Here is a 12,531-nt window from a genome sequence, read left to right on the forward strand (position 1 = left end):
CTGTCGTTTTTAAAATTGAAACCATAATATCATATCTTTAATTCTATATCAATATTTAATTAACGCTTACGTCAACTTATAATAAAAGCAGCATATGGAATACTGTCCATACACCGCTTTTATTTATAACAACACCATTCCCCTTGACATTAGGAAATTTATTGTTTTATTACTATTTTACCTTATAAACCCATCCTTCCGGAGCGTCAACGTCTCCCATTTGGATGCCGTATAATGTTTCATATAATTTTTTAGTTACAGGACCGACTTCTTCTTCACTGTAGAATACATGGAAATTACCTTTATGTTCAATTCCCCCGATTGGAGTAATAACGGCTGCTGTTCCGCAAGCGCCTGCTTCAGCGAACATATCTAATTTATCGATATAAACTTCAGTTTCAATTGCTTCCATTCTTAAATAATCTTTAGCTACCTGCATTAAAGAAATTCTTGTTATACTTGGAAGAATTGAAGATGAATGAGGGGTTATAAATTTATTGTCCTTAGTTATACCAAAGAAGTTTGCAGCACCAACTTCATCTATTTTTGTATGAGTTAACGGATCAAGATATATACAATCTGCGAATCCTCTTTCTACTGCCTCGTGATGCGATTGTAAGCTTGCAGCATAGTTACCGCCAACCTTAGCTTTACCTGTTCCATGTGGTGCAGCTCTGTCTGCATCAGTTGTTGTAAAGTTAACAGGATTCATGCCGCCTTTAAAGTAAGGTCCTACAGGCATTCCGAATACTCCAAATATATATTCAGGAGCCGGTCTAACTCCAATATTATCTCCAACACCTATAACAAACGGTCTCAGATAGAATGTTGCACCTGAGCCATATGGTGGTACCCACGCTTCGTTTGCTTTTACTACCTGCATACAAGCATCTATAAATTTTTCTACAGGAACTGCAGGCATCAATACTCTTGCACAGCTTTTTTGCATACGCTTAGCATTTTCATCAGGTCTGAATAACTGGATTCCTCCGTCTTTAGTACTGTAAGCTTTTAAACCTTCAAAGCATTCTTGTCCGTAATGTAAACAAGTTGAACCCTCATTAACCGGAATCATATTATCTTCTACAAGCTGTCCGTCGTCCCATTTACCGTCTTTCCAGCGTGATATGTATCTTTTGTCGGTTTTAATGTAACTAAATCCTAATTCAGACCATTTTATGTCTTTCTTTTGCATTTGATCCTCCTAAATAATATATTTTTCACAACAATAGTATAACCTTTTTATATTTTTTTTGCAAGTTATACTGTATTTTAAAAATTTCTTATCTTTTTCTACAAAATATTACCCGGGCAATTAAAGACCTAAGTCCTCTTTTGCTTCTTTGAATGATTTAATTGCAAAATCCAAATCCTCCTTTGAATGAGCCGCGGATATTTGAGTTCTTATTCTTGCTTTTCCCTTTGGAACTACCGGGAAATAGAACCCGATTACGTAGACGCCTTTTTCCAAAAGCTTTTCTGCCATTTTCTGTGATAATACCGCATCACCAAGCATAATAGGCACTATAGGATGCTCACTCTCTATAATGGTAAGTCCTATTTTCTTGATTTCTTCTCTGAAATATTTTGTATTTTCTTCTAATTTATCTCTGTATTTTGTACTTCCCTCAAGCATTTCAAGAACCTTAAGTGAAGCGCCCGCTATAGCCGGAGCCAATGTATTTGAGAATAGATAAGGTCTTGAGCGCTGTCTTAACAAATCTATTATTTCTTTTCTTCCGCTTGTGTAACCACCGCTGGCACCACCTAACGCCTTGCCTAATGTGCCTGTAATTATATCTACTCTGTCCATTACATTTCTGTATTCGTGCGTTCCTCTGCCTGTCTTTCCGACAAATCCAACGGCATGGCTGTCATCAACCATAACAAGTGCATTATATTTATCAGCTAAATTACAGATACCCTCTAAATCCGCAATTATACCATCCATTGAAAATACACCGTCTGTTGCGATTATTTTGATTCTTGCACCTTCCTTATCAGCTGAAATTAACTGTTCTTCCAGTGCGGCCATATCATTGTTTTTATATCTGTATTTTTTTGCCTTGGCTAATCTTACACCGTCGATGATGCTTGCATGATTTAATTCATCACTTATAATTGCATCATTTTCAGTCGTAATAGTTTCAAATAACCCGCCGTTGGCATCAAATGCCGATGAATATAAAATAGTATCCTCTGTATGTAAAAATTTACTAAGCTTTTGTTCAAGCTGCTTATGAATTTCTTGTGTTCCGCAGATGAATCTAACGGATGAAAGACCATATCCCCACGTATCATAAGCTTTTTTAGCTGCTTCAATAACCTCACCATTATCTGACAAACCTAAGTAGTTATTAGCACACATATTTAGTACACCGTTAACCATGGTCGTATTAATCCTGCTTCTTTGGGGAGTAGTAATTATTCTTTCATTTTTCCAAAGACCGCTTTCCTTGATTTCCTTTAATATATCTTCATAAATATGTTTAGAATTTTCGTACATTTTAACCCTCCTATTTCTTGGTAGTCCAATCCAATATTACTTTCCCGGATTTTCCGCTCATCATTACCTCAAATCCTTTTTCAAATTCGGTATAGTGATATCTGTGGGTTATAACCGGGGTGATATCGAGACCCGCCTTTATCATTGCCTGCATTTTATACCAGGTTTCAAACATTTCCCTTCCGTATATTCCTTTAATAAACAGACCGTTAAATACCACCTTGTTCCAGTCAATACGGGTGTCTGCATCCTGTATACCTAACATTGCGATTTTGCCGCCGTGAGACATATGATTAATCATGTCGTTAAAAGCAATGCCGTTGCCGGACATTTCCATGCCTACGTCAAAGCCTTCTTTCATTCCTAATTCGTTCATTACTTCTTTTAAGGATTCTCGTTTTGTGTTTACCGTTCTAAAATTACCCATCTTTTTTGCAAGCTCTAATCTGTAATCATTAATATCGGTAATAACTACATACCTTGCTCCTGAAAATTTAGCAATTGCCGCTGCCATAATACCTATTGGGCCTGCTCCTGTTATAAGAACATCTTCTCCCAAAACTTCAAAAGATAGTGCTGTGTGAGCTGCATTTCCGTATGGATCAAAAATACTGTATAATTCTTCCGGCAATGATTTGTCGCAAAGCCAGATGTTTGAAACAGGAAGCGCCACATATTCGGAAAATATACCTGTTCTATTTACACCGACACCTTTAGTGTCTTTACACAGATGTCTTCTTCCGGCAAGACAGTTTCTGCATTTTCCGCATACTATGTGTCCTTCACCCGATACTAAATCTCCAACCTTCAAATCCTTAACGCCTTTTCCTAATTCCACAATCTCGCCCACAAATTCGTGTCCGATGGTCATAGGAACAGGAATGGTTTCTTGAGCCCACTTATTCCAATCGTAAATATGTACATCAGTACCACATATGGAAGTTTTACGAATTTTGATTAAAACTTCTCCTTCTTGAGGAACAGGTACATCCACTTGTTCAAGCCACAATCCGGACTCTTTGTATTTCTTTACTAATGTATCCATTTTAGCCAATAATATCACCATCCTTAATATATAAAACTAATTCGAATAAAATATGTTCCCTTGAAGTGAATTAGTTAATACTGTTTTCCTCTGTCACGGACAAATATTTGTCCGTTTAAATAAGCAGACGACCCAAATTTTATATTTGGTGTCGGTCGCTTATGCTGTAAGTGAAATAAAAACAGTATCAAACGTTTCCCATAAAAATATGATACTTTATTACTGTTTCTGTGTCAAGAGCCAATTACGCATAGTGTTCACATTTCATATACAGACTCTTTACATTATTCTCTTCAGTTTAAAATCCATATAATCGCTTGAAACACAATGAAATTGTATTTGTTCAATCAAGCCTTCCTTAACATTTTTATGCCCGTCTTCTCCGTGAAGGTGTCCGTAAATACAAATATCCGTTTTAAACTCCTTCAATATTTGAAAAAATTCATTAGGCAGTCCAACTGAGTTAAAAGGAGGGTAATGGAGCATCACTATTATTTTATTGCCGTTTCTTTCCGCACATTCAATAGAAATTCTTAACCTGTTCAATTCTCTTAAGTAAATTTTTTCATTTGATTTTACATCCGTATGCTCCTCCATGGTATCCCATCCCCTTGTTCCGCATACAGATACACCGTTAAACTCATAGCTGTTATTTTTCAAAAATTTGATAGTCCTCAAATTAAGTTTATCCAATTTGTTGGATGTTGACCACCAGTAGTCATGATTTCCCTTTCCTATAATTTTAATACCGGGAAGTTTATCTATTTTCAACAAATCTTCAATTACCTCATTTAGCTTAACAGCCCATGAAATATCTCCGGGAACTAAAACCAAATCGTCTTCGCTCACGACTCTTTTCCAATTTTCTATTATTTTTTCCTCATGGTTTATCCAATTGTCGCCGAATACATTCATAGGCTTTTCTTTTTGACTGTCGAAATGCAAATCGGCTATAGCAAATATTTTCATAGGTCTTCCTTCTGGCAGGCTGTTGAAAAAGTTCATCCTGCAAGGCGCCGGAAGCCGGGCAACCGCAGCGTATTATACATACGTGAGGATTGACCGGCTGAACGGCAACGACGCAGGGGGGTTTTTTCAGCAGCCTACAGTTTAATATAATTAAATTTAATGTTTAAGCTTTTGGCAAACTCTGCTTCCCTTTCCTGACAGGTAAATAATATAACTTGCCTTCTTTCACTTTCCTTTGCCAGCATTTCCAATGAATTTCTTAATCTTTTACCATCGTACTGTACAAAGCTGTCATCAAAAATTAAAGGAATATTTTGATTTCCGCTTAGTATACTGCTGAGTCCTATCCTTAAAGACAAATAAAGCTGGTCTAATGTACCTCCGCTTAAGCTTTCCAATTCAATGTTTCTTTGCTTATTCACTTCTTCGGCAACCGTAATATTCATATCCTCGTCTATTATAACATCGCTGTACCTTCTGCTTGTCAGATATGAAAAATTGTCGCTTATTGATTTTTTTAGAAGGGGCATAAAATCTCCCTTTATGGAATCAGATATTTTTCGGATTTTCTCTGATGTAATTTCAGCAATCTTTATTTTATTTTTGAATGCAAAAGTTTTATTTTCATAAAAATCTATTTCTTCTTCTATTTCAGCCAATGTCCTGTTGCTGTTTTCTATTTCTTGAATTTCTTTTAAAATATTATTGATATCTTCCGATAACCTTGTTTTTTCTTCGTTCAGCTTATATATTTTTAAGCTGTATTCCTGCTTATCTACCGGCTTTACCTCACTGAGTTCAAAATTGCTTAATTTTTGAGCCAATTCATCAAAATTATATTCACCTAAAATATTTTGAAGCATATTTTCTTTGTAATTTCTGTCATTAATAAGCTCAGCGTACTCTTTATTTATTTCAACCGATTTTTTAAAGCTGTCCAGATCCTCAAAATCATTGCTTTTTAAAATCATGTTTAATCTTTTTTCTTCGAAGCTTATTTCTTTGTCTAATTTAGATATTTCATTCTTTAACTGCTCAATGTCCTTGCTTAATTTATCAATTTGATCCTTAACTGCATCTTTTCTTATGTATGCTTCATTTGCCGTATTTATATTTTCATCGCTAATTCTGTCCAAATTTAACGATAACATGCTTTTCTTCAAATTATTTATTATTTCATTGTTTTCATTAGTTAAAGCATCCAAAGAATCTTCATCATAATGAATCAGCTTCATTTTTTCTTCATACAGCTTCTTTTCTGTTACCATCCTGCCGAACATTTCCGTCATTTCATCGAAGCTTTCACAACCGGATTTTTTTATTATTTCATCCTTGGAATTATTTAAATTTCTTAAATTGATTGTGTGATCAGCAAACTCGCATTCCATACTTTCAATTTCATTTTTTGCACTTTTAGCTTTTGTTAAAAATGGCTTTATTATTATTAAAATCATAATACCGATAACGGCAGTTATAGAACCGGCTATTATATTTTCTGTCCAAGGTACTTGATAATATGTATTTATATAACCGGTAATTAATAATTTATACCACCACGTTCCAAAGGCTGCTCCGGCACCTGTTATCACCCATAAAAAACCACTTAAAATCTGAGCTCTTCTGAAGCTCTTCATTTTATTATAGTTTTTATCATCTAAGAAAATATTTACTGTTTCCGTCTTTCTGTTTATATCTTCTACATCATTATAGCTGTCAATAAGTTTATCTATTTCATCTGCGTTTGTATTCTTTATATTTTCTTGCCCTGCTGCTATTTTCTCTTTCAGTTCATTAATCTTTGCATTGTTTTCTTTATAAACGTTGTAATCAGCATTTATTCTATCAATGTCAAATTCGTTGCCTATTTTGTTGCTTATATCATTTATTGAGTTGAAAAGTTCATCCTCTTTCTCTTCTGTTGCATCAGAAAGTGTTCTGACCTGTTTGTACATTGATTTTAATGTATTTTCAATGGCTACGGCTTCTTTATAATCGCCCTCCGAATACTTAATAATATCTTCTTCTTTAAAGCTTAAAAGTTTTTTGTTAAGCTCCTCTATTTCCTTTTTAATTGGTTCTGCTTTTAATAATATTTCTTTTTCTTTAGAATATTCATAATCAGACAGTTCTTTTTTCAGTTCATCTATTCTTATGTTTATTTCCTGTATTTTATTTTTAATTTTTTTCTTTTCCATTGCTAAAAACATTACCTGTCTTTTGGCATTGATAGAATTTTCCCTTGCCTCATTCAGCTCTTTAAGGCGCAATGAATACTGCCCTAAAAGGGTTTTATCATCGTTTTCGTTTCCGGCTTCTTCCTTAATGCTGTTTAGTCTTTGAAAAATTCTGTCTATTGAAATTGATTCATCCCGTGTCTTACTCAGGTTTATGATTTTATTTTTAAGTTCCGCTGCAAGCTCTTTTTCGGTTTTATTTCCAAGCTGCCTAACACTTACCGTATTGCTGAAGGAAATTTTATTCATATTAAAAAAATGCTCGCCCGGATTTAATATTTCCTCTTCCTTTACTTCCTGATCATCAGATACATTGAAGAAAACCTGTGATGTGCCCAGCAAAAAATCCTTTGATATCAGGTATTTTTCGTCATTTGTATCTTTTAAACCGAGAGTACCCTTGTATAAGTTGCTGTTCCAGGGCTTATATTTATTAAATCTCTGTTCACCCTCTTCAGTGTCATCAAATCCATAAAGCATCGCTTCCATAAAATTATGCACGGTACTTTTTCCGGCTTCGTTTTCTCCGTATACTATATTAAATTTATTTTCAAAGTATATTTTTTTATGTATGAATTTACCAAAGCTTCTCAAATGTAATTTGCTGATATACATATTATTTTACCACCTTTTCTTTACGGAGAACTTCAAGACCCAATTTAAATGCCTGTTGTTCAAATTTGTCCTGATTGTTTTCAAATTGAAGCTTGTAGCTTTCAATTATGTTAAAATCATTATGGTCGTAAACTTTATCCTTTGAATTCATATATGAATAGTTTTCTTCAAATTCGATATAGTAAAAAAATTGCTTTGCTTCATTTTCAACTTCTTCCATGGACACATCCGTATTGACTGTACCATTTAAATTGATTCTTACATAATCTTTAATATTGGAGAAAGTATCTCCCGAAAATTTAATAAGATCAAGAATTTTATTGAAGCTGTAGCTTATTTCCAAATCTATATTGCGGGTTATAAATTTTCTTTTTGCCAGATGCAAAAATGTATATTCTACATATTTTTTATCCAATGTTCCGGTAATAATACCATGTTCATTGTCTTCTTCAAAATTAAGCGGCTCAGGAGTACCTGAATATACGATATGTCTTTGTACCTTTTCAAGATTATGCCTGCCGCCTAAGGCACAATAATCAAATTTATTTTTTATTAAATCAATATTAACAGGAAGCTTGTCTGATTCCGAATTAATATCGCAGTATAAAAGCAATACATTTATTTTACTGTCATCAACAGAAATATCATAAATTGCTTGTGTTTTATTATTGCTGAATCCGTTGTCCCAGCTCATTGAATGAACGCACAGGTTGTCATCCGTAAAATTCAGTTTTTCAACATAATCCGTATTTTTAACAATATACACATTACGCGGCCATTCTATATATTCATATAGATTATTGATATTGTAAGGGTCGCTTTTTCCGCACGCAATTACTACCTTGGTATCCGTAATAGTTTTAAATTTTTGAGCCGCTTTAACCAATGTATTAAAATTAATATATTCAATATCAGCTAAATCGCCGGCAATAAAAAGATATCGGATTTCTTCTTTCTTTGCCGTCTTAATTATTTCGTCAAAGGTATCCCATATTTCCTGTCTTCTTTTTTCACGCTCTTTTAAACTGAAATTTTTTATATCAAATTTCTTATCCAAATGTATATCTGATGTATGTATAAATTTTATACTCATAAACGCTCCCCTAAGCCAAAAAACAATAATTTTTATTATTTTATTGTATCATATAATGCATTTGCCTTCAATATTAATCAGCCAATTCTTTTAGCCTTTCGATATTTTTTATTTTTATTGTGGAACGATATACATCTATAATCCCTTCCTGCTGCATGTTTGACAATTCTCTTGAAAGAGAAGGTCTTTTAACGTTTAAAAATTCGGCCAGTTCCTGTCTTTTCATGGGCATATCAAAAATAAACGAATTTGTTTTTTTATGAAGAGATAATAAATACACCGAGATTCTGCCCTTTAAGGTTTCAGCGTTCAAAATATTCATTTTATTGTTAAGCATTACAATTTTATCAGATAGTATCGCAAGCATATTGCTTATAAGCGTTTTATGAAAATCACACATTTCTCTGCACATTGTAAAAAATATGCTGTAGGGAATAATTAACGCCTTACTGTTTCCTGAGCTCACCAAATCATAAGGTGATTCCTGAAGAGTAGAAAAAGCCAATGCTTCACCGAATAAATCGTTTTTCTCCAAGGTTGTTACTATAACCCTTGTACCGTTATATTTTTGAGAAACCAAATTAAACTGACCTTCTATAACAATCCCCATTTTTTTAATTTTATCATCCTTTTCAAAAATTACCTGATTGTCATGAAAATCCGAAACTACTGCCTTACAGCAATTCAAAACTTTTTTAATTTCATCTTCAGTCATATTTGCAAACAATTTATTATCTTTTATTAAATCTATTATATTTTCCATTGAATCCTCCATATTACCAGTTTGCAATTCGTAACATTTGTTACATACAATTCGTTTTAATTTTATTATAATTTTTTTCAAAAGTAAAGTTATATTTTGAAAGGGGAAAAAATGAAAAGAAAAATCGTTAAGATACATGAAGATAGATGTAACGGATGCGGGCTGTGCGTTAATGCCTGTCATGAGGGTGCCTTAGAAATTATAAACGGAAAAGCGGTTCTTCTTTCTGATGTATATTGTGACGGACTTGGAGATTGCCTTCCAAATTGCCCTGTTGATGCAATAGAAATTATCGAAAGAGAAGCTGAAGGGTTTGACAAGGAATTAGTGGAAAAAAGAATGGAAGAAAGAAAGCAAAAGAAAGAACAGCCATGTGGCTGCCCGGGACAACGTGCAAAAGAAATTAAGGATAAGAAAATTGAAACAAAAGAAGAAATTGTATTGAACAGCGAATTGAGACAATGGCCGGTACAGCTGAAATTAGTTTCACCTATGGCTCCATATTTTAATGAGTCACACGTACTTGTTGCTGCTGATTGTACCGCTTACGCTTATGCAAATATTCATAATGATTTCATGAAGGGTAAAATAACTTTAATCGGATGTCCTAAATTAGATGATGCGGACTATTCTGAAAAATTGACTGAAATATTAAAATACAACGATGTTAAAAGCATAACTGTATTAAGGATGGAAGTTCCTTGCTGTTCAGGCATAGTGAACTCCGTAAAAAAAGCAATTATTAATTCAGGCAAGTTAATACCATGGGGATATAAGGTTATAGCAACCGACGGTACCTTAATAGAGTCATAACAGAATAATATTTTCCATATAAAAGAGAGAATCCTTCAAACATACGGGATTCTCTCCTTTTAATTTTCCAGAAAATACAGCATCAGAGTTACAGCCAATAAATCAGCACATCCTCCGGGGCTTAAGTTTTTTTCGATAAACTGATTGTCTAAATCCATTATTTCAGCAATGCTTATATTTTCAATTCCTTTTTTGTTAATTAAATTATTTATCTGAAATTGTACTTCCTTTAGTGTTTCAATACTTGATCTTGCAATTATATTGGTATCCTTTACGTTTGCAATTAAATTCAGTAAGGTCAGAGCACCTGCTTGATTTAAAGAATAACCTTTTTTGATTAAAATCTTCAACACAGGGAGACCATAATTTTTAACCGAAGCAAATCCGCTTGCCGCCTCGCCTCTGATTCCTGCTATACCGTAGGCTGCATATAGCTTTTCTCCGAAGGTTTTAGCACTTTTTTCTGTTATTCCGTTAAAGTCATCATTTATTCCCGATGTCATTTCTCTTGAAATTTTAAGGATATTATAGGTATTAACAGCTTCTTCGTTTTTATATAAATATCCTGATGAGGCACATATGATTCCTAATGAAAAAATTAGACCTTTATGAGTATTAATATTGTTTGTTGCAGCAAACATACAGTCCTCTGCAAGCATTCCAAGATATCTGATTCTTTCAAATACTTCTTTAGGTTTTTCACTATAAAATTTAATACCTGATAATACAATATCTCTGAAATATGGAATCAATTCAGAAGTACTGTCAATAAAGGTATAAATATCCATGTCCTTGTGAGAACCGTTATTATTTCTGTCCACCAGACCCGGTTTAGGGGTGATGCACACCTCGTATAAAAGAGCACGTCCGGCACACGCAGCACAATTATCGGCAAATTGATTAAAGAAATAATTCTCCATTATTTCTTTAGCCTTTTTTTGAAGATCCTCTATAGGATGTTTTCTGCTTCTTGAACACGCATGTCCGATATCATTACATATCAAACAGCTTCTTTCAGCAATATTCAAATCACTTCTTGAAATTTTATTGCCTTCATCGCCTAATACATCAATATCAAAAATTCTTCCTAATTCACATGAGTTTTCTATGTCTGTCATTAATCTTTTAATTATTATCGGCTGCTCTTTTACAACGAAAAAACTTTCATATCCCGTTTTTACTTTATTTTCAGTTTGATAAATTATGGGTATACCGTACCTGCGCAAGCTGTTTGTAATTAACTTAACGGCTTCATTATGAGCCTTTATGCATAACGGAAATATCTTTAAATTTCCCGGAATATTGAGCATGAATGATATGAGGGTTCCCTTATATCTCTCAATTATTTCCCTTTGCATTTTGACTCTGTTTTCTCTTGCATCAAGCATATCACCTAAAGTAACTTCCCTATTTAAATCATTTAGCAAATCATTGACTCCTTAGTTTTTCTCTAATCTTATTTCCTTCATCTGATATTAAAAAATCATAGGTTGTCTTTGGAACCATGTTTTTAATTTTTTCATAATCGCCTTCAGCCAACAATTTTCTTACTAATGATGCACTGATTGCTGCATTGTTCGTTTCAAGCCGTTGAATTTCAACAACCTCTATATTATATTCATATAAAACTCTTTTCATCTCTATATTATATTCGGCGGTCACCTTGTCAAAGGGTTCTGTACCGACAAAACGCTTCTTAATATTTAAAATACCGGCAAAATATTCGCAAAATATTTTTAAATCCAATAAACAATTTATATTACCTGCCTTAAACTTATCCTTTATAAAATATGTTGGAAATGTGGCTGAAGAAATTAAATAATCTGAAGTAGTATGCACAACTACGTTATTTAAGTGCTTGACTCCATTTTTGACCAAATCATATCTCACCTCAGATGGAAATATACTCTTATCCTCGGAAACTACAAACAGGTGCAAAAATTCGCATTGTTTTGATGCTGTTTCAATCAAATAAAGGTGTCCGTTGGTAAAGGGATTGCAATTTAAAACTATCGCCCCTGTATCTGCATATGTAATTCGGGGTTTCAGAGAATTAACATACTCTGAAATCCCGTTCTTTATGTTTTCCATTAAGGCAGCATCTTTAGTTTTCGCAATAAGGTAAAAGCCTAAATCATTGAAAATATTTATGTTATCCGGCTTTGTAAATAAAAACAAATGGCTATATCCCTTTGATAAAGCTTGGGAAATTAATATTGTTACTATTTTTGCAGCTAATCCTTCCCCTTGAAAGGAATCCGATACAGCTATGCATTTCAATATTTTTCCCTCCAATGAACCGGTTGCGGCAATTTTTCCCTTTGAATCAACAAGATTGACGGTAAATTCTATGCCTTCGTCATATGTCAGCTGTTCCCCACTAAGAAAACTTATTAATTTTTGCAGCTTGTTACCCATCATCGGGTAGCCGAATTCTTCATAGAAAACTTCATAGCTCATTTTAAAGGTATCCTTTCTAATCGGGGACATTCC

Annotated in this window: 10 protein-coding genes; 1 reads left to right on the top strand and 9 read right to left on the bottom strand. The window is 33.6% G+C overall.

The annotated features are described in order from the left end of the window. Positions 1 to 172 precede the first annotated feature (172 nt). From RT412_RS11835 to RT412_RS11865, 7 genes are all read right to left on the bottom strand, one after another. Positions 173 to 1,195, bottom strand: coding sequence for a branched-chain amino acid aminotransferase (locus RT412_RS11835; RefSeq protein ID WP_313344408.1), 1,023 nt, complete (start codon positions 1,193 to 1,195; stop codon positions 173 to 175). A gap of 120 nt (positions 1,196 to 1,315) precedes the next feature. After that, positions 1,316 to 2,506: a glycine C-acetyltransferase gene (locus RT412_RS11840; protein WP_313344405.1), complete on the bottom strand. Its 1,191-nt coding sequence runs from the start codon at positions 2,504 to 2,506 to the stop codon at positions 1,316 to 1,318. Positions 2,507 to 2,516: 10 nt separating this feature from the next. Continuing rightward, positions 2,517 to 3,551: an L-threonine 3-dehydrogenase gene (tdh, locus tag RT412_RS11845; RefSeq protein WP_313344403.1), complete on the bottom strand. Its 1,035-nt coding sequence runs from the start codon at positions 3,549 to 3,551 to the stop codon at positions 2,517 to 2,519. 279 nt (positions 3,552 to 3,830) lie between these two features. Beyond that, on the bottom strand, positions 3,831 to 4,520 hold the full coding sequence (locus tag RT412_RS11850) for a metallophosphoesterase (protein ID WP_313344400.1): 690 nt from the start codon (positions 4,518 to 4,520) through the stop codon (positions 3,831 to 3,833). A gap of 134 nt (positions 4,521 to 4,654) precedes the next feature. Beyond that, positions 4,655 to 7,369 carry an AAA family ATPase gene (locus tag RT412_RS11855; RefSeq protein WP_313344398.1) on the bottom strand — a complete coding sequence of 905 codons (2,715 nt, stop codon included), beginning with the start codon at positions 7,367 to 7,369 and terminating at the stop codon, positions 4,655 to 4,657. Position 7,370: 1 nt separating this feature from the next. Beyond that, entirely contained in the window at positions 7,371 to 8,462 is a 1,092-nt protein-coding gene (locus RT412_RS11860; RefSeq protein ID WP_313344396.1) for a metallophosphoesterase, read from the bottom strand. Between the two features lie 73 nt (positions 8,463 to 8,535). Next, the gene (locus RT412_RS11865; protein WP_313344394.1) at positions 8,536 to 9,225 is read right to left on the bottom strand and encodes a Crp/Fnr family transcriptional regulator; all 690 of its coding nucleotides are present in this window, start codon (positions 9,223 to 9,225) and stop codon (positions 8,536 to 8,538) included. 111 nt (positions 9,226 to 9,336) lie between these two features. On the opposite strand from RT412_RS11865, the gene RT412_RS11870 reads away from it, so the two are divergent. Continuing rightward, positions 9,337 to 10,038, top strand: a complete 702-nt coding sequence (locus tag RT412_RS11870; protein WP_313344391.1) for a 4Fe-4S dicluster domain-containing protein — start codon at positions 9,337 to 9,339, stop codon at positions 10,036 to 10,038. 59 nt (positions 10,039 to 10,097) lie between these two features. On the opposite strand, the gene citG is transcribed toward RT412_RS11870, so the two are convergent. Continuing rightward, a complete protein-coding gene (citG, locus tag RT412_RS11875) occupies positions 10,098 to 11,465 on the bottom strand; it encodes a triphosphoribosyl-dephospho-CoA synthase CitG (protein ID WP_313344389.1) in 1,368 nt (455 codons plus the stop codon). A 1-nt stretch (position 11,466) separates the two neighbouring features. After that, the gene (gene citC, locus RT412_RS11880; protein WP_313344387.1) at positions 11,467 to 12,528 is read right to left on the bottom strand and encodes a [citrate (pro-3S)-lyase] ligase; all 1,062 of its coding nucleotides are present in this window, start codon (positions 12,526 to 12,528) and stop codon (positions 11,467 to 11,469) included. Positions 12,529 to 12,531 lie beyond the last annotated feature (3 nt).

It is taken from the genome of Sedimentibacter sp. (assembly GCF_032080165.1).
Taxonomy (GTDB): Bacteria; Bacillota; Clostridia; order Tissierellales; family Sedimentibacteraceae; genus Sedimentibacter.

Bases quoted from the DNA above. Each gene is read 5' to 3' on its own strand.
- RT412_RS11835 (WP_313344408.1), bottom strand. From the start codon at position 1,195: ATGCAAAAGAAAGACATAAAATGGTCTGAATTAGGATTTAGTTACATT.
- RT412_RS11840 (WP_313344405.1), bottom strand. From the start codon at position 2,506: ATGTACGAAAATTCTAAACATATTTATGAAGATATATTAAAGGAAATC.
- tdh (WP_313344403.1), bottom strand. From the start codon at position 3,551: ATGGATACATTAGTAAAGAAATACAAAGAGTCCGGATTGTGGCTTGAA.
- RT412_RS11850 (WP_313344400.1), bottom strand. From the start codon at position 4,520: ATGAAAATATTTGCTATAGCCGATTTGCATTTCGACAGTCAAAAAGAA.
- RT412_RS11855 (WP_313344398.1), bottom strand. From the start codon at position 7,369: ATGTATATCAGCAAATTACATTTGAGAAGCTTTGGTAAATTCATACAT.
- RT412_RS11860 (WP_313344396.1), bottom strand. From the start codon at position 8,462: ATGAGTATAAAATTTATACATACATCAGATATACATTTGGATAAGAAA.
- RT412_RS11865 (WP_313344394.1), bottom strand. From the start codon at position 9,225: ATGGAAAATATAATAGATTTAATAAAAGATAATAAATTGTTTGCAAAT.
- RT412_RS11870 (WP_313344391.1), top strand. From the start codon at position 9,337: ATGAAAAGAAAAATCGTTAAGATACATGAAGATAGATGTAACGGATGC.
- citC (WP_313344387.1), bottom strand. From the start codon at position 12,528: ATGTCCCCGATTAGAAAGGATACCTTTAAAATGAGCTATGAAGTTTTC.